This window comes from Paraburkholderia sp. (assembly GCF_028283785.1).
Taxonomy (GTDB): Bacteria; Pseudomonadota; Gammaproteobacteria; order Burkholderiales; family Burkholderiaceae; genus Paraburkholderia.
In genome coordinates this window covers 23808-43297 of record NZ_JAPWKB010000002.1, presented here as the reverse complement: position 1 = coordinate 43297, position 19490 = coordinate 23808, and the positions used below count along the sequence as shown (strand labels likewise).

Annotated in this window: 16 protein-coding genes; 5 read left to right on the top strand and 11 right to left on the bottom strand. The window is 63.0% G+C overall.

Going from position 1 to position 19490, the window contains the following annotated elements:
* Positions 1–236 precede the first annotated feature (236 nt).
* Entirely contained in the window at positions 237–1847 is a 1611-nt protein-coding gene (locus tag PW947_RS00670; RefSeq protein WP_299628728.1) for a Na+/H+ antiporter, read from the top strand.
* A 37-nt stretch (positions 1848–1884) separates the two neighbouring features.
* Here PW947_RS00670 and PW947_RS00665 read toward each other — a convergent pair whose 3' ends face one another.
* Together PW947_RS00665 and PW947_RS00660 are read right to left on the bottom strand one after the other, a co-directional pair.
* Positions 1885–2304, bottom strand: a complete 420-nt coding sequence (locus PW947_RS00665) for a DoxX family protein (RefSeq protein ID WP_299628726.1) — start codon at positions 2302–2304, stop codon at positions 1885–1887.
* A 126-nt stretch (positions 2305–2430) separates the two neighbouring features.
* A complete protein-coding gene (locus tag PW947_RS00660) occupies positions 2431–3753 on the bottom strand; it encodes an MFS transporter (protein WP_299628724.1) in 1323 nt (440 codons plus the stop codon).
* A gap of 297 nt (positions 3754–4050) precedes the next feature.
* On the opposite strand from PW947_RS00660, the gene PW947_RS00655 reads away from it, so the two are divergent.
* On the top strand, positions 4051–4377 hold the full coding sequence (locus PW947_RS00655) for a DUF4148 domain-containing protein (protein WP_299628722.1): 327 nt from the start codon (positions 4051–4053) through the stop codon (positions 4375–4377).
* Positions 4378–4504: 127 nt separating this feature from the next.
* Here the strand turns inward: PW947_RS00655 and PW947_RS00650 are convergent, their stop codons facing one another.
* Positions 4505–4924 (bottom strand): DUF3331 domain-containing protein, encoded by a 420-nt coding sequence (locus PW947_RS00650; protein WP_299628721.1) that lies wholly within the window; start codon positions 4922–4924, stop codon positions 4505–4507.
* Positions 4925–5333: 409 nt separating this feature from the next.
* On the opposite strand from PW947_RS00650, the gene PW947_RS00645 reads away from it, so the two are divergent.
* Together PW947_RS00645 and PW947_RS00640 are read left to right on the top strand one after the other, a co-directional pair.
* A complete protein-coding gene (locus PW947_RS00645) occupies positions 5334–6491 on the top strand; it encodes a DSD1 family PLP-dependent enzyme (RefSeq protein ID WP_299628719.1) in 1158 nt (385 codons plus the stop codon).
* Positions 6492–6957: 466 nt separating this feature from the next.
* Positions 6958–8640: an alpha/beta hydrolase gene (locus PW947_RS00640; protein WP_299628717.1), complete on the top strand. Its 1683-nt coding sequence runs from the start codon at positions 6958–6960 to the stop codon at positions 8638–8640.
* 79 nt (positions 8641–8719) lie between these two features.
* Here PW947_RS00640 and PW947_RS00635 read toward each other — a convergent pair whose 3' ends face one another.
* The 6 genes from PW947_RS00635 to PW947_RS00610 form a co-directional block, all read right to left on the bottom strand.
* Entirely contained in the window at positions 8720–10462 is a 1743-nt protein-coding gene (locus PW947_RS00635; RefSeq protein ID WP_299628715.1) for an ABC transporter substrate-binding protein, read from the bottom strand.
* Positions 10463–10586: 124 nt separating this feature from the next.
* Positions 10587–10868, bottom strand: a complete 282-nt coding sequence (locus tag PW947_RS00630; protein ID WP_299628713.1) for a DUF2160 domain-containing protein — start codon at positions 10866–10868, stop codon at positions 10587–10589.
* Positions 10868–11677: a carbohydrate ABC transporter permease gene (locus PW947_RS00625; protein WP_299628711.1), complete on the bottom strand. Its 810-nt coding sequence runs from the start codon at positions 11675–11677 to the stop codon at positions 10868–10870. The genes PW947_RS00630 and PW947_RS00625 overlap by 1 nt, the downstream gene beginning before the upstream one ends.
* Entirely contained in the window at positions 11670–12596 is a 927-nt protein-coding gene (locus PW947_RS00620; protein ID WP_299628709.1) for a sugar ABC transporter permease, read from the bottom strand. The genes PW947_RS00625 and PW947_RS00620 overlap by 8 nt, the downstream gene beginning before the upstream one ends.
* On the bottom strand, positions 12593–13681 hold the full coding sequence (locus tag PW947_RS00615; protein ID WP_299628707.1) for an ABC transporter ATP-binding protein: 1089 nt from the start codon (positions 13679–13681) through the stop codon (positions 12593–12595). Before PW947_RS00615 ends, PW947_RS00620 begins: the two co-directional genes overlap by 4 nt.
* Positions 13668–14810 (bottom strand): ABC transporter ATP-binding protein, encoded by a 1143-nt coding sequence (locus PW947_RS00610; RefSeq protein WP_299628705.1) that lies wholly within the window; start codon positions 14808–14810, stop codon positions 13668–13670. Before PW947_RS00610 ends, PW947_RS00615 begins: the two co-directional genes overlap by 14 nt.
* 867 nt (positions 14811–15677) lie before the next feature.
* On the opposite strand from PW947_RS00610, the gene PW947_RS00605 reads away from it, so the two are divergent.
* Positions 15678–18308 carry an EAL domain-containing protein gene (locus tag PW947_RS00605; RefSeq protein ID WP_299628703.1) on the top strand — a complete coding sequence of 877 codons (2631 nt, stop codon included), beginning with the start codon at positions 15678–15680 and terminating at the stop codon, positions 18306–18308.
* 211 nt (positions 18309–18519) lie between these two features.
* On the opposite strand, the gene PW947_RS00600 is transcribed toward PW947_RS00605, so the two are convergent.
* A complete protein-coding gene (locus PW947_RS00600; RefSeq protein ID WP_299628701.1) occupies positions 18520–18753 on the bottom strand; it encodes a hypothetical protein in 234 nt (77 codons plus the stop codon).
* Positions 18754–18915: 162 nt separating this feature from the next.
* A complete protein-coding gene (locus PW947_RS00595) occupies positions 18916–19467 on the bottom strand; it encodes a TIGR00645 family protein (RefSeq protein ID WP_299628699.1) in 552 nt (183 codons plus the stop codon).
* Between the last annotated feature and the right edge of the window lie 23 nt (positions 19468–19490).

The window sequence follows — 19490 nt, the reverse complement described above, 5'->3', positions numbered from 1 at the left end:
CGCGCGGCAATATCGAAGCGGTTTATCTGGAAGTGGGATCGCGTCAGCCGCTCGATCTGACCACCTGCACCGACGGTCGCCTCGTTCACAACGACGGCTCACCTTTTCCAGCGTGAGCGGCCCGCGCCCGATTGCACACTTAAGCGACCCGTCCGCACATTGCGCTTTACAGTCTCGAAAGCAGGATCGCGTCGCTGGAACGGCCAGCCGCGTTCGCAATTTTTGAGCGCTCTTCAATGAATCACATCGTATTTTTCCAGGACCTGCTGCTTGTCCTGCTGGGCGCGTGCGTGTTGTCGCTGATCGCGAGCCGGTTCAATCTGCCGTCCGCTGCGGTATTGCTGGTTGGCGGCGCGGCGATCGGTTTCGCGACCGACGCGCCTGTCGTCGAACTCGATCCCGACGTCATCATGGTCGTGCTGATTCCGCCGCTGCTGATGTCGGGCGCGTTCTATACGGCATGGCGCGATTTTCGTCGCGAGACCGCGCCGATTGCATCGCTGGCGCTAGGCTCGGTGATCTTCACCACGGCGAGCGTCGCGTGCGTCGCGCACTGGATCGATCCGCAACTGTCGTGGGCCGCGTGCGCCGCGCTCGGCGCAATCGTGTCGCCGCCCGACGCAGTGGCCGCGAAAGCGCTGCTCGGCAAATTGCCGCTACCCGAACGGCTGATTACCGTGCTCGAAGGCGAGAGTCTCGTCAACGACGCGTCGGGCCTCGTGATCTATCGCTTCGCGGTGGCCGCGCTGGCAGCCGGCACTTTCAGCGCGAGCGATGCCGCCGTCACGTTTTCGATGCTGTCGTTGATCGGCGTGGTGACGGGCGGCGTCACCGGCTGGGTGACGATCCGTCTGGTGACGTGGCTCGAAGATACGCATCTGGCCGTCGTGCTGACCTTCCTCGCCGCGTGGGCTGCCTATCTGCTCGGCGAGCGGCTGCATGGTTCGGGCGTGCTGTCGGTGGTGGTGTGCGGACTGATCGTCGGACTGTGTCAGCACAAGACCTTCGACGCGACCACTCGGCTGAAAATCACCGGCACATGGGACGTGGTGGTGTTCGTGCTCGAAGCGCTGGTGTTTATCCTGATCGGCCTGTCGCTGCGCGGCACGCTGGCGAGTCTCGGCGCCGGGCACACGTTCACGTGGTGGCTGCCCGAACAGGTATGGCAGGTGGCCGGCGCGACCGTCGCGGTAGTGATCGTCGCGCGGATCGTCTGGGTGATGGCGGCAATCCTGTTACCCGAGCAACTGCTCGCACGGGTGCGCGGCACGCATGCGCGAACCGACCTGAAACAGGCGACGATTCTCGGTTGGGCGGGCATGCGCGGGGTCGTGAGTCTCGCGGCGGCGCTGGCATTGCCCGAGTCGCTGGCCGACCGCCACCTGCTGATTTTCTCGACCTTCGCGGTGATCTTCGTGACGGTCGTGGTGCAAGGATTGACGCTCGCGCCGCTGGCGCGTCGCGTCGGATTTCGCGATGTCCGCACGGCGGGCGAGTCGAAATACATGACGCAATATCAGGCGCGTTCGTACACGTTCCAGGCCGCGCTCGACGCGTTGCGGCAGATCGATCTCGCGCAATGCAAGGGTAACGAAGACGTCGTGCTGCGGCTGATCGACGAATACACGTACCGCGTCGACAGTAACGCGCGGGCGCATTCGGGCGGCGAGAACCTCGTGCATCTGCGGCTGACGCGGCTCAATCTGGGACTGCGTGCGGTACAGGCGGCGCGTACCGCGCTGCTGCAACTGCACGAGGACAATCGCATCAAGGACAAGGTATTGCACCGGATCGAATCGGAACTCGATCTCGAAGAGGCGCGACTCAAGCGACTGTTGGGCGCGTGAGTCGCGTGGCGTGTGACGCGTGATGACGCGTGGCGCGTTACGACTTGCGACGCAGCAAGCTCGGGTTGCGCGGCGCGCCGACATGCACGCGAATCCGGCCCGGCCCGGCAATCGCGATGGTGCCGAACAGGATCAGCAGCATCCATGCGAACTGACCGTCGGCCAGTGACCAGTCGCGATGCACGACGGTCAACGCGATGACCGTGACCATCAGGATCGGCAGCGCGGCGAAGCGCGTGAAAATGCCGAGGATCATCAGCGGCGGACAGACGACTTCGGCGAAGATCGCAAAGACCATCGACAGCGTTTTGCCGAGGTGAAACGGATCTTCGATCGCGGCCGCCTGGCTCGCGTAGTGCATCGCCTTCGGCAAGCCATGAACCGCCAGCACGAGCAGGCTCGCGCTGACCCGCAAATACAACAAGCCGATATCGACGCTCGACGCTCTGGATTCCATCCTTGCCTCCTTCCCGATGTTTGATCGTTGACCGGTTCGGCGCCGCGTACGGCACATCGTCGCGGCATCGTCAGCGATCATAGGCAAGGGTGATGGTTAACGTCCTTTTAGAGTTCTTAAGCGTTGTTAACCGGAGGTGTGTCGTGCGTGTTCCCTGAACAGCGCGACCGCGCAGAAACTCACGAAGCACGCGGGCGCGACGTACCACGCGGCGGCCATCGGATTGCCGGTCATCCTGATCAAGCCGGTGACGGCAAACTGGGCCGTCGCGCCGAACAGCGCGACATGCACCGCGTGCGAAATCGCGATGCCGCTCGCGCGCACGTGCGCGGGGAACGCCTCCAGCACCAGCAACGCGACGACGCCCGCGCCCATCGCCACCAGCGCGCTGATCAGCGCGACGCCACCCAGCACCGGCCATACGGTGGTGGCGCGCGTGATCATCAGAAACACCGGGTAGACCAGCACCGCCGTACATCCCGACGAGAACAGCGCGAGCGGCTTGCGGCGCGGCAACCGGTCCGCGAGCAGGCCGGCGAGCGGCGGAATCGCCATCAGCAGCAACGCGGACAGCGCGGACGCTTCGAAGCCGGTAAGCGCGGGCATATGCATCACGCGACTCATATAACTCGGCATGTAGAAGACCAGCGCATAGACGGGGATGGTTTGCCCCATCATCATCAGCATCGCGAGCAGCATCGTTTTGCGGTGATCGCGTAGCAGTTCCGCGAGCAGCGTGCGCCCGGTGCGTGACGTGGCGATGCGGCGCGGCGCGGTCGCGCCGTCGATCAGTCGGCGGCGAATCCACCAGCCGGCCGGCGCGATCAGCAAACCGGCGACAAACGGAATCCGCCAGCCCCACGATGCTAGCGACGGCGCAGGCATCGTGACGGTCAGCAGCACGCCGAGCGATGCGCCGAGCAGCGCGGCGGTGCCCTGGCTGGTGAATTGCCAGCTGATCAGGAAACCGCGTCGCGATACCGGTCCGGTTTCCATCACGAGGGTCGCCGAGACGCCGAGGTCGCCGCCTAGCGCAAAGCCCTGCAACGATCGTCCGATCACGAGAATCACGGGCGCGGCCACGCCGATCGTCGCGAACGACGGACACAGTCCGACGGCGGCCGTGCCGAGCGCCATCAACGCTGTGGTGCGGATCATCGCGGCACGACGGCCGACACGATCGGCATAGCTGCCGATCATCGCCGCGCCGAGCGGCCGCATGAAAAAGCCGACACCGAACGTGCCGACCGCGAGCAGCAGTGACGTCATCGGATCGTGCGAAGGGAAGAACCGGTCGCCGATCAACGCTGCGAAATAGCCGAACACCGTGAAGTCGAACATCTCGAGACCGGTGACGAGCGATGCGCTGATCACGGTGGCGAGCAGTTGCCGGCGATCACCGGATGGGGCGACCAGCGGCGTACCTGCCGCGCGTTGGGTCGTGCTCATCGTTTTCCTGATTGGTGCGTGGTGCGACGGGTGGGCGGAGAGGGCGATCGTTGCGGGTTCGCCGCGCGCGAATTGTATCGACAAGCCCGTCTGTCGATCCAGATTGCAAAAAACGGGAAGCGACGCGCGTGGCAGGACGACGCACTGTGGCCCCGTCTTCGGCGTCAGGGTTAACCCCGAATCCGATAACAATGCCTTGCAGCGGGCGTCGTTAATCTTAAGTGTCTGCCTACCTATACTCGGTTCACTGCGTTACGAACAGGGCTGTTCGTAACAGGAAACCGGAGGTAAAACACCATGAAGTCGCTCGTTCAAGCCGTTATCGTCGCCGCTGCTTTCGTCGCTCCCGTTGCGTCGTTCGCGCAATCCAGTTCGCATGTCACGCGCGCTCAGGTTCGCGCCGAGCTGGTCCAGCTCGAAAACGCCGGATACCGCGTCGGTGATGGCGACAACACCCACTATCCCGAAGCGATTCAGGCCGCCGAAGCCAAAGTAGCCGCGCAAAACGGCGCGACCAGCGGATACGGCGGCGTCGCCGGTGCATCGTCGCAGTCGGGTCGTCAGAAGGCGGTGTCGCCGTCGGTGTCGGCTGCGGATTGGGATGCGATGTACGGCCGTCCGTAATCGAACGACCGCATGCCGGAGGTCGCGAGTCGCATCGATCGCGGCGTGCCGGTAGCGGTCGGAGAATGCAAAAAGCCGGGCTTCGACGAAGCCCGGCTTTACAAAACGAAGCGGTCGATACCGGTCGTCACACGGCCGGATCGGCCGCTTCGCTCATTTCGTCGAGTTCCGCGGCCGAGATCATCGCGTCGGCGTTGGCGGGACGCGTCGACGATCGCGTGGACGGGCTGTAGACCCAGTCGCCGCGCGTGATGGTCTTGCCGGACACGAGGCACACGCCCCGGCTCCGCGCGATTTTCTTTTCCCACGGTTGTTCGCCGTAATGGCAGCCGGTCGCATCGTGCCAGCGAATCGAAACGGTGCGTTCGTTCAGACGTTCGATCAACGTCAGTTCGACGTTGGCCGTGTCGTGCTCGAAGCGCGCCGACGCGATACCTTGCACGTCGAGCCAGTCGAGCGACGGCCGCGCCGGCTGCTTGCTGGACGCGGCATTGCCTTCGTGACCGGCATCGTCGAACGGGGTGGTGACGGCTGCCCGTTCGAGCATGGCCAGGGTTCCCCGCCAGGGGTCCGACCGAAGCTGCGCACTCGCTCGCGAATAATCTGCGCGGGTTGCGACAGCGGGGCGCCGGACGGCGATCTGACGAAGGAGGTGACGGGTGTGGTCCATTCTGACCTCCTGAAATGAGCGTGATGGAACTGCGGCGGCGCCATCGAACAGCATCGACTTCATGCTTTGGATGATCCGCACCGATCATGGGATGCTATCTGCCGACGCGCTCCGGATAAACCAGCGCGCACTGAAATGACAATTTGGCTTTTCTGAACAATGCGGAAGGTTCGCGCTGCAACCGTCCGAAATCTGACGGATTTGCATCCGCGCGCAAACCTGAGACAGAATCGCCGGGCAGCACAGCGCGATGCGCTGTTTATCCCCACTGACCGGAAGGTTTCTCATGACGCTGGTTCCTCCTGCCGCCGCGCGCGTCGGCGATTCGCTGGCGACGGTCGGCACGCCGTCGTTGCTGATCGATCTCGATGCGTTCGACGCGAATCTTCAATCGATGGCGACGTTCGCCGCGGCGCACGGCGTCGCGTTGCGGCCGCATGCGAAGGCGCACAAGTCGAGCGCGATTGCGCGGCAGCAGGTCGCCGCGGGCGCGGTCGGGGTGTGCTGCCAGAAACTCAGCGAGGCGTATCCGTTCGCCGCGGCCGGCATCGCGAGCATCCATATCAGCAACGAATTCGTCGGCGCGGACAAGATTGCGATGGCCGTCGAACTCGCGTCGGCGGTGCGATTGAGCGTATGCGTCGATGCGCCGGGCCAGATCGACGCGCTCGGGCGCGCCGCCGCCGCGCACGGCGTGACGATCGATGTCTTGCCGGAAGTGGATGTCGGTCAGCATCGATGCGGGGTCGCGGAACCGGACGCGTTGCTGAAACTGGTCGATGCGATCGCCGCGCACGCGGCGCTGCGCTTTACCGGCGTGCAGGCCTATCACGGCGGCGCGCAGCATATCCGCGACTGGACCGCGCGCAAGACCGAAGCGGCCCGCACCGCCGCGCGCGCCGCGCAGTTCGTGCAGGCGCTCGATGCGCGCGGGATTCGGTGCGGCGTGGTGACGGGCGGCGGCACCGGCACCGTCGAGTTCGATGCGACGAGTGGCGTCTATACGGAATTGCAGCCCGGCTCGTATCTGTTTATGGACGGCGATTACGGCGACAACGCGTGGCAGGATCCGGCGCGCTCGCGTCACAGTCTGTTCGTGCTGTCGACGGTGATGAGCGCGACGCGGCGCGGAATGGCGGTCTGCGACGTCGGTCTGAAAGGACTCGCGGTGGATTCCGGTTTGCCGCGCAGCGCGACGTGGGCGCGTGGATCGTCCGGGCCGCGCCTGACCTATGTGTCGGCCAACGACGAGCACGGCATGCTCGAAGCGCGTGAAACGCCGGAAGCAGCGGAGCTGGATACGACGAACCTGGTCGGTGGGCGTCTGCTCTTGCCGCCCGGTCATTGCGATCCGACGGTCAACCTTTACGACGAATATGTGTGTTTCCGCGACGATCGCGTCGAGGCGATCTGGCCGATCGATGCGCGCGGTCTGTCGAGATAGCGGGCGGGGAACGGGTGGCGTCGTCCGGTGCGGCGTGCAAACCGCGCGGGGCCGGACGACGGCCGGTCGGATCGCGTCAGCCGAGAACTTCGATCACGCTGATCACCAGCGTGAAAATGCCGATGCAACTGCCCAGCGTGACAGCGCTTTTCATGAACGGAGACATATCGGCCTTGTGGTAAGTGAGGGGTATCTCATTTGACCTGAGCCGAAATAAAAATGAAAGGTTGGTGAAGGTTTTTGTTGGGGATGGGCGCGGCCAGTTCAATGCGCGTCGTTCGATGCGGCCCGCTCAGGCGCCGCGCCAGTTTGACCGGCCTTCGCGGCCAGCCGTTGTCGTCGTTCGCGTATCCGCATCAGTGCCGCCTGTTCGCCGTTCGCTTTGCCGCTCCATCCGGATTCAACCGTTCCGCATCAAGGCCGCGTAGCCCGCGCCGCTTCATCAATCATGTCTAGCGAGGATTGGATGACGTATTTCGTGAAGTCGGCAGGATCGAAGCATCCGTTCATCAGGTTCCCGTCGATTTTCCGCACGCTCCGGTTCCGGCTCTCACGCATCCTGCCGACATTCGCTGCGACATTCGCCGCGACGCTGATCGCAGCATGCACGACGCCCACCGACCACACCGGCCAAACCGACCACACCAACCACCCGTCGCGACTCGTCTGGGCCGCCTGTCCGTCCGTCGCGCCCGCGCCGTTCGAATGCGCGACGGCGACGGTGCCGCTAGATTACGCAAAACCCGACGGCCGGACGATCCAGCTCGCTGTGATCCGCCGACCGGCATCGAACCCCGCGCGCCGACTCGGCGCAATCTTCTTCAATCCGGGCGGCCCCGGTGGCAAGGGCACCGACGACATGCCATCGTGGATCGGCCTGTTTCCGGCCGCGTTGCTCGAACGCTTCGATCTGGTCAGCTGGGACCCGCGCGGCGTCGGTCGCAGCACGGCGGTGCGCTGCTTCGACAGCGACGCCGACGAAACCGCGTTCAAAAAGACAATGGCGGACGGCTATCCGGTCGGTGCGGCGCAGGTGCAGTCGCAGGCGCGGCTTCAGACGCAGTTCAACGAAGCCTGCGAGCGACGCGCGGGTGCGCTGCTCGCACATGTCTCGACCGCCGACACCGCGCGCGACCTCGACGCGCTGCGGCGCGCGAGCGGCGAATCGCAGATGAATTACCTCGGCATTTCGTATGGCACGCTGATCGGCGCAACCTACGCGAACCTGTTCCCCGGCAAGCTGCGCGCGATGGTGCTCGACGGCAATGTCGAGCCGACCGGCTACTTCGCCGACGCGACGCTGCAAGGCACCAGCGAGCGCATCGATAACGACCTCGGGACGAGTCAGACGCTCGCGCAGTTTTTCCGCGCGTGCGCGTCGGCGGGCCGTGCGAAATGCGCGTTCGCCGATCCCGGCGCGGATGCCGCTGCGCTCACCGCCAAATTCGACACGCTGACGCAGCGGCTGACCGCACATCCGGCGCGCTTGCCGGACGTTCAGGACGCGCCGTTCACCGCGCCGGTGATGCTCAATCTGGTGTCGGGATGGATCTTCACCGTGCAGCAGGTCGACAAGTTTCCCGGTTGGAGCGCGCTCGCGGATGTGCTCGAAAATCTGTGGGACGCGAGCGATCCTGCGGGCAGCGGTTCGCCGGTCGCGCATACGAAAAGTCCCGCTCCGTCCACCGCCAATGCGAGCGCCGACCCGCAATACGACAGCGACGGCGCCGGCAGCGCGATCCAGTGCGGTGAGAGTCCGAATCCGCGCGATCTGACGCTGTTCCCGCAGGTCGCCGCGTGGTCGGTGGCGCGTGCGGGTCCGATCGCTGCGCCGGTCGCGTGGTCCGATGCGCCGTGTGCGAGCTGGTCCGTGAAAGCCGCCGCGCCGTACACCGGCCCGTGGAATGCATCGACGACGCCGATCCTGGTGATCGGCAATCGCTACGATCCATCGACCGCGTATGCGTCGTCGCAGAAGATGGCCGCGTTGTTGCACGACGCCCGGCTGCTGACGGTCGATGGTTTCGGCCATACCGCGCTGCTCAATGCCAGCCGATGCGCGGCCGATGCCGAGTCCGCGTATTTCATCGACGGCACGTTGCCGCCTGCGGGCACGGTCTGCAAACAGGATCGCGCGCCGTTCGGTTGAACGCGCGGCGACAGGCGTCATAAAAAACGGGCGGCATCGTCGCCGCCCGTCGAAGCTTCCGCTCCCGCTACGAACGCTGTTACCGCACGCGACCTTCCTTCCACGCGGTCAGCAACTGGTCGTACTTGACCGTTTCGCCCTTCGGCTTTTCGTTGGCGAGTTTCTTCCACGGCGCGTGCTGATCCGACAGCCATTTCGCGGGATCGCTTTCCGGGTTCAACTCCGGTGCGCACACCTTCATCCCCGCGCGCTGCAAGCGGGCCAGCACCTGATCCATTTCCTTGGCCAGGTTGTCCATTGCGGCTTGCGGCGTCTTTTCGCCGGCGACGGCGGTCGCGACGTTCTTCCACCACAACTGCGCCATCTTCGGATAATCCGGCACGTTGTTGCCGGTCGGCGTCCACGCGACGCGCGCCGGGCTCCGGTAAAACTCGATCAGGCCGCCGTATTTGTCGGCGTTCTTCGTGAAGTACTCGCTATGAATATCGGAATCGCGGATAAACGTGAGACCGGTAATCGATTTTTTCAGCGACACCGTTTTCGACGTGACGAACTGCGCGTACAGCCATGCGGCGGCGCGCTGGTTCGGCGGCGTCGATTTGAAGAACGTCCACGAGCCGACATCCTGATAGCCGTTCTGCATGCCGTCTTTCCAGTACGGACCGTGCGGCGACGGCGCCATCCGCCACTTCGGCGTGCCGTCCGAATTCGTCACGTTGCCCGGCTTCAGCATCGACGCGGTGAACGCGCTGTACCAGAAGATCTGCTGCGCGATCTTGCCTTGCGCGGGCACCGGACCGGCCTCGTTGAAGGTCATCCCGGACGCTTCGGGCGGCGCGTACTTTTTCAGCCAGTCGATATATTTGGTGGTGGCGAACACGGCGGGCGGGCTGTTCGTGCCGCCGCCGCGCGTGACCGACGCGCCGACCGCATGGCAGCCGTCCGGCGTCACGCGAACGCCCCATTCGTCGACCGGCATGCCGTTCGGAATGCCCTTGTCCGCTTCGCCCGCCATCGACAGCCACGCATCCGTGAAGCGCCATCCGAGCGACGGATCTTTCTTGCCGTAGTCCATATGACCGTAGACCTTGTCGCCGTCGATCGTCTTCACGTCGTTCGTGAAGAATTCGGCGATGTCTTCATACGCGGACCAGTTGACCGGCACGCCAAGCTCGTAGCCGTACTTCGCCTTGAACTTGTCCTGCAAGTCCTTGCGCGCGAACCAGTCGGCGCGGAACCAGTACAGATTCGCGAACTGCTGGTCGGGTAGCTGATAGAGCTTCTTGTCGGGCGCGGTCGTGAAACTCGTGCCGATGAAGTCCTTGATATCGAGTCCGGGATTCGTATATTGCTTGCCTTCGCCCGCCATGTAATCGGACAACGGCATGATTACGCCATAGCGATAATGCGTGCCGATCAGGTCGGAATCCGAAATCCAGCCGTCGTAGATACTCTGGCCGGACTGCATCGACGTCTGCAATTTCTCGACGACGTCGCCTTCCTGGATGATGTCGTGCTTGACCGAAATGCCGGTGATTTCGGTGAACGCCTTGGCCAGCGTTTTCGATTCGTACATGTGCGTGTCGAGCGTTTCCGACACGACGTGCACTTCCTTGACGCCCGCCGATTTCAGCTTCGCGGCGGTGTCGATGAACCATTTCATCTCGTCCATCTGCTGCTGTCTGGACAGCGTGCTCGGCTGGAATTCGCTATCCACCCACTTTTGCGCTTCGGGCGCGCCAGCCATCGCAGCGTGGCTCGTAAAGCCCGCCGCGACGACGCCGGCCACCGCTAGCGCGACGCTCCGTCTCCTGAGTTGCATGGTCTTCTCCTGTGTCTCCGCACCCCTTGGATCCTCTGCCGGCCCCGCCCGGGGCATCAACGGAACCGGTCTGTCCAGATACGCAAACCTTCAGGACTCAACGCTGTGAATCCGCCAGACGTGATCAGCCTTTCCACATCACGATCAGCAATACGATCATCGACGCCGCAAAACCGGGCCAAGCGCTGGCGTTTTCCGCGCTGACGCCGACCCATGCGAGATTGAGATACGCGGCGACCAGCAGGCCGATAAACAGCCGGTCGCCGCGTGTGGTGGCGATCGGCAGGAAACCTTTGCGCTCGACGGTCGGCGAGCGCAGTTCCCACACGGTCATGCCGGCCAGCATCGCCACGACGCAGCCGAAAAAGATCGCCACTTCAGGGGTCCAGTACATCCACGTGAGCATCAGACTCTCCCCATCGCAAAGCCCTTCGCGATGTAATTGCGCACGAAGTAGATGACGAGCGCGCCGGGCACGATGGTCAGCACGCCCGCCGCCGACAGCACGCCCCAATCCATCCCGGCGGCCGACACGGTGCGCGTCATCACGGCGGCAATCGGCTTCGCGTTGACGGTGGTGAGCGTGCGCGCGAGCAGCAGTTCGACCCAGCTGAACATGAAGCAGAAGAACGCCGTCACGCCGACGCCCGACTTGATCAGCGGCAGAAAAATCTTCACGAAGAACGCCGGAAACGTATAGCCGTCGATGTACGCGGTTTCGTCGATTTCGCGCGGCACGCCCGACATGAAGCCTTCGAGGATCCACACCGCGAGCGGCACGTTGAACAGCATGTGCGCGAGCGCAACCGCGATATACGTGTCCATCAGCCCGACGCTCGAATAGAGCTGGAAAAACGGCAGCAGGAACACGGCGGGCGGCGTCATCCGGTTGGTGAGCAGCCAGAAGAACATGTGCTTGTCGCCGAGAAAGCGGTAGCGGGAAAATCCGTACGCGGCGGGCAGCGCGACCAGCACCGACATCACCGTGTTCATCAGCACGTAGATGATCGAGTTGATATAGCCCCAGTACCACGACGGATCGGTGAAGATCACCTTGTAGTTATCGAAGGTGACGTGATGCGGCCAGATCGCGAACGCCGACATCGTTTCTTCGTTCGTGCGCAGCGAGATCGACAGCATCCAGTACAGCGGAATCAGCGCGAACAGGATATACACCGACAGCACCACGACGCGCATCCAGCGGTTATTACGCATGGGCGTCTCCGGTGTCGGCCGGCGCGGGAGACGGCGCGTCGGCGGTCGTCGCCGGGCCGCCTTTGCCCACGCGTTCCATCCAGTTGTAGAGGATGAAACACAGCAGCAGGATGATCAGGAAGTAGATCAGCGAGAACGCTGCCGCCGGTCCGAGATCGAACTGGCCGACCGCTTTTTGCGTCAGGTATTGCGACAGGAACGTGGTGGAGTCGCCGGGGCCGCCGCCTGTCAGCACGAACGGCTCGGTATAGATCATGAAGCTGTCCATGAAGCGCAGCAGCACCGCGATCATCAGCACGCCGCGCATCTTCGGCAGCTCGATATAACGGAACACCGCGAAACGGCTCGCGCCGTCGATTTCCGCGGCCTGATAGAACGCATCGGGAATCGCGCGCAACCCGGCGTAGCAGAGCAGTGCGACGAGCGGGGTCCAGTGCCAGATATCCATCACCAGCACCGTCACCCACGCGGCGGTCGGGCTGGCCGTGTAGTTGTATTCGATGCCCGCCGCGTTCAGCGTATAGCCGAGCAGACCGATATCCGGCCGCCCGAAAATCTGCCAGATCGTCCCGACGACGTTCCACGGAATCAGCAACGGCATGGCCAGCACGACCAGCGACGCGGACGCGCGCCAGCCCGACGCGGGCATTGCCAGCGCGAGCCCGACGCCGAGCGGAATCTCGAACAGCAGCACGCAGGCCGAGAACACGATTTGCCGCCCCAGCGCGCCGCGCAGGTCGCTGTCGTTGATGATCGCGCGAAACCATTCGGTGCCGACGAACACATGCTGGGTCGGACTAATGATGTCCTGCACCGAATAGTTGACGACCGTCATCAGCGGCAGAATCGCCGAAAACGCGACGCAGATAAACACCGGCACGACCAGCAGCCACGCTTTCTGGTTCACTGGCTTGTTCATCGCGCGATCCTTTCGTCGTTGCTGAAAAAGACCGTTTCAGCGGTCGCGAGCTTCAACCAGACCGGGCCGTCGCCGACCCGCAGATGCGGTTCGATCTTGGCGGTGAACACGTGGCCGTCGCATTGCGCGGTGAGCAACTGGTAGTTGCCGAGTTGCTGTACGCGCACCAGGTCGGCCTTGACTGCACCGGCTTCGCCGTCGGCGGCGACGCGCACGAATTCCGGACGGATGCCGAGCGTCAGCGTGCCGTTTGCGTGTCTGAGCGTGTCGAGCGTGCGGGCGTCGAGCGGTACGCGTTGCGCGCCGATCGTCACGCCGTCGTCGTCGAGATCGACGGGACACAGATTCATTCCCGGACTGCCGATGAAATAGCCGACGAACGCGTGATCGGGCCGCAGGAACAACGCTTCCGGGTCGCCTTTCTGCACCACGCGACCGTTGGTCATCACGACCACTTCGTCGGCGAAGGTCAGCGCTTCGACCTGATCGTGCGTCACGTAGATCAGCGTCAGTTTGAGCTGCTGATGAATTTTCTTGAGCTGACGCCGCAGGATCCATTTCATATGCGGATCGATCACGGTCAGCGGTTCGTCGAACAGGATCGCGGCGACGTCCTTGCGCACCAGACCGCGTCCGAGCGAGATTTTCTGTTTCGCGTCCGCCGACAGATTGCTCGCCTTGCGCGGCAATTCGCGCGTCATGTCCAGTATTTCGGCGACTTCGTGCACGCGCCGCTTCACGTCAACCGGCGACATCTTGCGATTGCGCAGCGGGAACGCGAGGTTGTCGTACACGCTCATCGTGTCGTAGATCACGGGGAACTGGAACACCTGCGCGATATTGCGTTCGCGCGGACTCATCGCAGTGACGTCGCGGCCGTCGAACAGCACCCGGCCTTCCGATGGCCTGACGAGTCCCGAGACGATATTGAGCAACGTGGATTTTCCGCATCCCGACGGCCCGAGCAGCGCGTACGCGCCGCCGTCTTCCCAGACCATGCTCATCGGTTGCAGCGCGTAATCGTCGAGCGTAGCGGGGTTCGGCGCGTAAGCGTGCGCGAGATTCTCAAACTCAATGCGCGCCATGACTCGCCTCCGGGCCGGACAGCAACGCCGTGTCCGCGTCGAATACGAACAGCTCGTCGGGGTCGATAAACACGTCGAGTTGCGTGCCCAGATCGATCTGATGGACGCCTTGCAATTGCGCGACGAGGTCGATGCCGCCGTCGCGCGTGTGCAGATGCAGATAGGTTTCGGAGCCGCTCAGTTCGGCCAGTTCCAGCCGGCACGGCACCGCGACCGAGCGCGGCGTGCGCGGCGCGAGTCGCAGATGACCGGGCCGGATACCGATCCGGCAGGTACCGCCAGCGCCGGGTCTGGCGGCGTCGCCGGTGCGGATTGCGTTACTTGCGTCAATTGCGCGGACCCGTTCGAGCGGCACGTCGATGCCGATCGGCAGGCGCGCGGTGCCGTCGGTGCCGAGCTGGCTAACCAGCATGTTCATCGGCGGATCGTTGAAGACGGCGGCGACATCGACGTTGGCGGGCGCGTTGTAGACGTCGAGCGTCGGACCGTGTTGCAGCACGCGGCCGCGATCGACGATGGCCGTATAGCCGCCGAGCAGCAACGCTTCGAGCGGCTCCGTGGTCGCGTAGACGACAGTGGTTTTGCCGTCCGCGAACAGCGTGGCGAGTTCGACGCGCAATTCCTCGCGCAGCTTGTAGTCGAGATTGACCAGCGGTTCGTCGAGCAGCACCAGCGACGAGCGTTTGACCAGCGCCCGCGCGAGCGCGCAACGCTGTTGCTGGCCGCCTGAGAGTTCGCCCGGACGGCGTTTCAGCAGATGATCGATATGGAGTTTGGCGGCGACGTCCTGAACGCGGCGTCTGATTTCGGCGGCGGGGGTTTTTTGCAGCTTTAGCGGCGACGCGATGTTGTCGAACACGGTCATCGCCGGATAGTTGATGAACTGCTGGTAGACCATCGCGAGGTTGCGCCGCCGGACGCTCACGCCGGTGACGTCGACGCCGTCGGCAAGCACCCGACCGGACGCCGGACGATCGAGTCCGGCCATCACCCGCATCAACGTGGTTTTGCCCGCTTGCGTGGGCCCGAGCAGCACGTTGATCGCGCCGGGAACCAGTTGTAGATCCACGCCATACAGATGCGTTTGAGCGCCCGAAACGACCGTCACCCGCTCCAGTTCCAAGACCAAATCGCTCTCCTTTGTTCTAGTGCGTCTCCGGTGCTGCGCTGTTTTGGTGCGAATACGGACTGCGGATGCGGCAACTGGCGAGGCGTGTCCCTTATTTTCTGAAAGGAATCAAAACAACAGATTCGATGTTCCTTTTTGTTCGTTTACGTATAAATCGGTGTTAACCATACAAACAGTAGACGATGTGATTGTAAGCGTCTTACCGAATACGAAATGGGCGCTTACGGTATAGGCGGTAATTGCTTACCGTTAGAAAGATGGTGGTCAGCGTAGCAGAAAGGTCGCGCGCCGGACATCGCGAACGACGCGAGGTTCGGCGCGTATGTCGATGCGTGTTTCGTGGCGACGAAAGCGAGCTGTCTACGCCCTGCACGAGATCGCCATTTTCAACTTGTCGGCGATGATCTTGTTGTAGAACACGCTCGTGTGCAGCATCGACGCGGCCAGTTGCGAGTCGCCGCCGCATTTCGACATGTCGGTGTCCCAGCCGAAACCGTACGGCCCTTATGAGCAGATTTTTCTTGGGCGATGACGTGCCGCACGGCTCCCGCGCGGCAAGACGACAGGCGCCTGACGAACAGCCGCCGCGTGTAAGCTGGACAAAAAAATTGGCTCCACGGATCATCGGCATTGCATCTGGCGGATGCGTGACGCGCCTCTAAAGCAAGTGTCTTACATGCCGTTAACACGTAAGGGACGGTGTGAGCCGAGCGCGCCGGTCGCGCTGGCCGCGCCGGCGAGTTATCAAAGAACAGTGCCCGGAAGTGCCTATGCGATGCATACGCGACGCATACGCGACGCGTGCGAGCACGCGCGGGCAATGCCGGTCGAATACAACTGCGCACGCTGCATCCGTTTGGAGATCCGATGAATATCTCGTTGGCTGCGATGTCGGCCGATGCGAAAGACGACGCGTGCGTGCCTGCCGAGCCTGCCGCCGCGCGCCGGCCGCAACAACCAGCCGATGCGCTGTCGCGCGCGCAGAACACGCAGCGCGTGCTGTACGAGATCGCCTATCTGGCGAGTTCGATCCGCAATCGCTCCGAATTTCTGAAGCGCGTGCACGGTCTGCTCGCGACGCTGATCGATGCGGAGAACTTCTATCTCGCGCTGTACGATCCCGCCGACGGAAAAATCACGTATCCGTACTACGTCGACGTGATCGACGTGCAGGCGCTCGAATCCGAAGACTTCGACATCCTGAATCCCGCGCGTCTGTCGTTGACGGCGAGGGTATTGACGAGCGGCGAGCCGTTGCTGATCGACGCTGCCGGCATGCTCGACGCCGAAGCGAAAGGGCATTTTTATTGCGTCGGCGACCGGCCCGAGTTCTGGATGGGCGCGCCGCTCAAAAACGCGTCCGACGAAGTGTTCGGCATGCTCGCGATGCAGGTCTACGATGTCTCGCGCATCTATAGCGCGGAAGATCGCGCGCTGTTTCTGGTGGTGGCGCGTCATGTCGCGATGGCGCTCGACCGGATTCTGCACCGCGCGAATCTCGAAGATATCGTGTCGCGCCGTACCGCCGAGTTGTCCGAACTGAACGCGACGCTGCGCCAGGAAGTGGCCGAGCGCAAGCGCGCCGAACGCTTGCAGGCCGCGCTGTTTCACATCGCTGAGTTGTCGAGCGGCAGCGGCGACATGCTGGCGTTTTTCCGGAGCTTGCACGACATCGTCGGCGAGTTGCTGTTTGCGCGTAACTTTTATATTGCACTCGTCGATCATCAGACGCAGATGGTGGCGTTTCCGTATTACGTCGACGGCATGAAGCGCACCCAACCGTCGCCGCGTCGCGGCACGCGCGGGCTGACCGAATACGTGATCGCGCAACAGCGGCCGTGCCTGATCGATCTGGCGGAAGCGCAGCGTCTCGTTCTGACCGGTGAAATTCATCTCGACGAGCAGATCAATCTGCGTTCGTGGCTCGGCATTCCGCTGTTCGAAGACGACGTCGTGCGTGGCGTGCTGGCCGTGCAAAGTTATTCGGATCACGTTCACTACACCGCGCGCGATCAGGAATTGCTGACTTTCGTGTCGCGTCATATCGATACCGCGCTGTCGCGCCGCAGCGCCGCCGATGCGTTGCATGCGGCGAATCTCGAACTCGAAGAGCGGGTGCGCGACCGCACGCGTCAACTCGATCTCGCGAACGCGAAACTGCTGCACGAGAACTTTCACGATTCGCTGACCGGCTTGCCGAACCGCAGCCATCTGCTGACGCGCCTCGAAGCGGCGTGGTGCGACCATCGCGATGCCGACCGGCCGCTCGCCGTGATGTTTCTCGACCTCGACCGTTTCAAGGTCGTCAACGACAGTCTTGGCCATCATTTCGGCGACCAGTTGCTGGTGCAGGCGGCCAACCGGCTGCGCGGCTGTCTGCGCGAGACCGACATGCTGGCGCGACTCGGCGGCGACGAATTCGCGATCCTGTCGCCGGATGCGTCGGCGGAGACGGCGGCGGGTGTCGCCGAGCGGATTTTGCACGCGTTCGATCTGCCGTTTCATATCGACGATCACGTGGTGTTTTCGTCGTGCAGCATTGGCATCGTCACGGCGGAGCAGCAGTTTCATACGGATTCCGCCGACCTGCTGCGCGACGCCGATCTGGCGATGTATCGCGCGAAGAACGGCGGGCGCGATAGTTTCGTCGTGTTCAATCAGGAGTTGCGCGGGCAGGTGCTGACGCAGATGCGCCGTGAAGGCGCGCTGCGCAGCGCACTCAAGCGCAGCGACGAACTCGTCCCGTTTTTTCAACCGCTGATCAGCATGCAGACCGGGCGTTTGACCGCGCTCGAAGCGTTGATCCGCTGGCGTCAGCCGGACGGCCGGATGCTTGCGCCCGGCGAGTTTCTTTCGTCGATGGAAGGCTTGCGGCTGATCGGCCGGCTCGATCTGTACATGGTGGAGCGGGTCGCGAATATTCTCGCGCAACCGGCACACGCGGACTGGCCGACGGTGCATGTCAACTGTTCGAGCTACAGCATGACGCGCACCGATTTCGCCGACGACGTGCTGGCGTTGCTGCGCGAATATGGCGTGCCGCCGTCGCGCTTGTGTCTGGAGTTGACGGAAGGCGCGCTGGTCGCGGAACCGGCGATCGCGCGGCAAACCATGCAACGGCTGACCGATCACGGTATTTCAGTCGTGCTGGATGACTTCGGCACGGGATTTTCGTCGCTGAGTTATGTGCATCAGTATCACTTCAGCGGATTGAAAATCGACAAGTCGTTCATCCTCGGACTGACGACGAGTTCGCGAACCAAGGCGATCGTGCGGGCCATCGTGCGGATGGCGGAATCGCTGGATCTGTCGGTGGTCGCCGAAGGCGTCGAGGATGTAGAGACGCTTGACGCGTTGCGCGAGATTGGCGCGGGACAGGCTCAGGGGTATTACATCGCGCGACCGATGCCGCTGGAGGATGTGGTGCGGGGGTTCGCGCAGGGGGCGGGGTGGTTGGCGGGTGGGGTGGGGACGCTGTCGGGCGGGGCGAATTTTTGAAGGGGACGAGGGGATTGTGGTTGGGTTGTCTTTAGTCGGGTCTATTGGCGTTGGGTTATCTGCTTTTCGGCGATTACCGGCTGTGATGAAACCACAACTGTCCTTCAATCCTGCATACCATTGGCGGAGGCTTCCAAAAAGTACAGCGGCCATTCGCGCCGTCGTGCGGCGCTACCACTACCGCCCGATTCCGCGTATCGAATCCCCCACCTCAAACCGCAACCACCTCCCCACTACCAGCCCCACCGCGCAAATGCCCCATCAGCGCCTGCGTATCCGGATCCTGCAAATCGGAGACATGCGCGATATCGCGAAGGGTAGCCAGCAATGCCGCCCACGAAGCGCGCCACCGCGTCTTCTGCACCCGTGACGTCACAGCGTCCGTGATCCGGAGATCACCCGTGTCCGGATGAAAATAAAGCGTGACGGCGCGGCCGTCGATCACACAAGTCGTGGTGCAAGGTTTTGTGCTTAGCATTGTTGTTGTCGTATCGAGTGGTGGCAAAAACTGGCGCACCCGTTGGTGCGGGCGCGGACGCCTTAGCGCTTTAGCACGCAGCGTGCCTGGCAATCCGCCCCACTTTCGACGACTCCAGGCCACCCGCAATCAGATCGTCCGATGCCGTTGCGACTTCGAAATGATCCAGTCCATCCCCGCCAGCAGCACGGCAGAGAGCACGAAGGTCATATGCACGGCCATCCCCCAGATGACGGTTTGAAGTCCGACCTTTTCGATCGACAGGAAACCCTTCAGTACTTCGATAGCCGAAATCGCGACGATCGACGCCATCAGTTTCAACTTGATGTCGCTAAAGCCGACATGCCCGATCCATTCGGGCGTGTCTTCGTGGCCGCCGAGTTCGAGCTTCGAGACGAAGTTCTGATAACCGCCGAAGATGATCATCAGCAGCAGATTCGCCATCAGCGACAGGTCGATCAACGACAGAATGCCGAGAATCACATCTTCGACACTGTTGTCGATCAGATGCACGGCCATGTGCCAGAATTCCTGGCCGAACTTCACGAGCAGCATCAGCAGTCCGAGCGCGAGTCCGACGTAGATCGGCGCGAGAATCCACCGGCTGGCGAAGATACCTTGCTCGACGATCCGTTCACCAAGATTCGACGCGTGCCCACTGGTTTTCTCTCTCGGATTCATTGCTTTCCCTTCAAAAATTGCAC

Excerpts from the sequence above, each read along its gene's own strand:
- PW947_RS00635 (WP_299628715.1), bottom strand. The coding sequence starts at position 10,462 with ATGCAACTCAGGAGACGGAGCGTCGCGCTAGCGGTGGCCGGCGTCGTC.
- PW947_RS00620 (WP_299628709.1), bottom strand. The coding sequence starts at position 12,596 with ATGAACAAGCCAGTGAACCAGAAAGCGTGGCTGCTGGTCGTGCCGGTG.
- PW947_RS00650 (WP_299628721.1), bottom strand. The coding sequence starts at position 4,924 with ATGCTCGAACGGGCAGCCGTCACCACCCCGTTCGACGATGCCGGTCAC.
- PW947_RS00670 (WP_299628728.1), top strand. The coding sequence starts at position 237 with ATGAATCACATCGTATTTTTCCAGGACCTGCTGCTTGTCCTGCTGGGC.
- PW947_RS00625 (WP_299628711.1), bottom strand. The coding sequence starts at position 11,677 with ATGCGTAATAACCGCTGGATGCGCGTCGTGGTGCTGTCGGTGTATATC.
- PW947_RS00630 (WP_299628713.1), bottom strand. The coding sequence starts at position 10,868 with ATGCTCACGTGGATGTACTGGACCCCTGAAGTGGCGATCTTTTTCGGC.
- PW947_RS00640 (WP_299628717.1), top strand. The coding sequence starts at position 6,958 with ATGACGTATTTCGTGAAGTCGGCAGGATCGAAGCATCCGTTCATCAGG.
- PW947_RS00605 (WP_299628703.1), top strand. The coding sequence starts at position 15,678 with ATGAATATCTCGTTGGCTGCGATGTCGGCCGATGCGAAAGACGACGCG.
- PW947_RS00655 (WP_299628722.1), top strand. The coding sequence starts at position 4,051 with ATGAAGTCGCTCGTTCAAGCCGTTATCGTCGCCGCTGCTTTCGTCGCT.
- PW947_RS00615 (WP_299628707.1), bottom strand. The coding sequence starts at position 13,681 with ATGGCGCGCATTGAGTTTGAGAATCTCGCGCACGCTTACGCGCCGAAC.
- PW947_RS00665 (WP_299628726.1), bottom strand. The coding sequence starts at position 2,304 with ATGGAATCCAGAGCGTCGAGCGTCGATATCGGCTTGTTGTATTTGCGG.
- PW947_RS00645 (WP_299628719.1), top strand. The coding sequence starts at position 5,334 with ATGACGCTGGTTCCTCCTGCCGCCGCGCGCGTCGGCGATTCGCTGGCG.
- PW947_RS00660 (WP_299628724.1), bottom strand. The coding sequence starts at position 3,753 with ATGAGCACGACCCAACGCGCGGCAGGTACGCCGCTGGTCGCCCCATCC.
- PW947_RS00595 (WP_299628699.1), bottom strand. The coding sequence starts at position 19,467 with ATGAATCCGAGAGAGAAAACCAGTGGGCACGCGTCGAATCTTGGTGAA.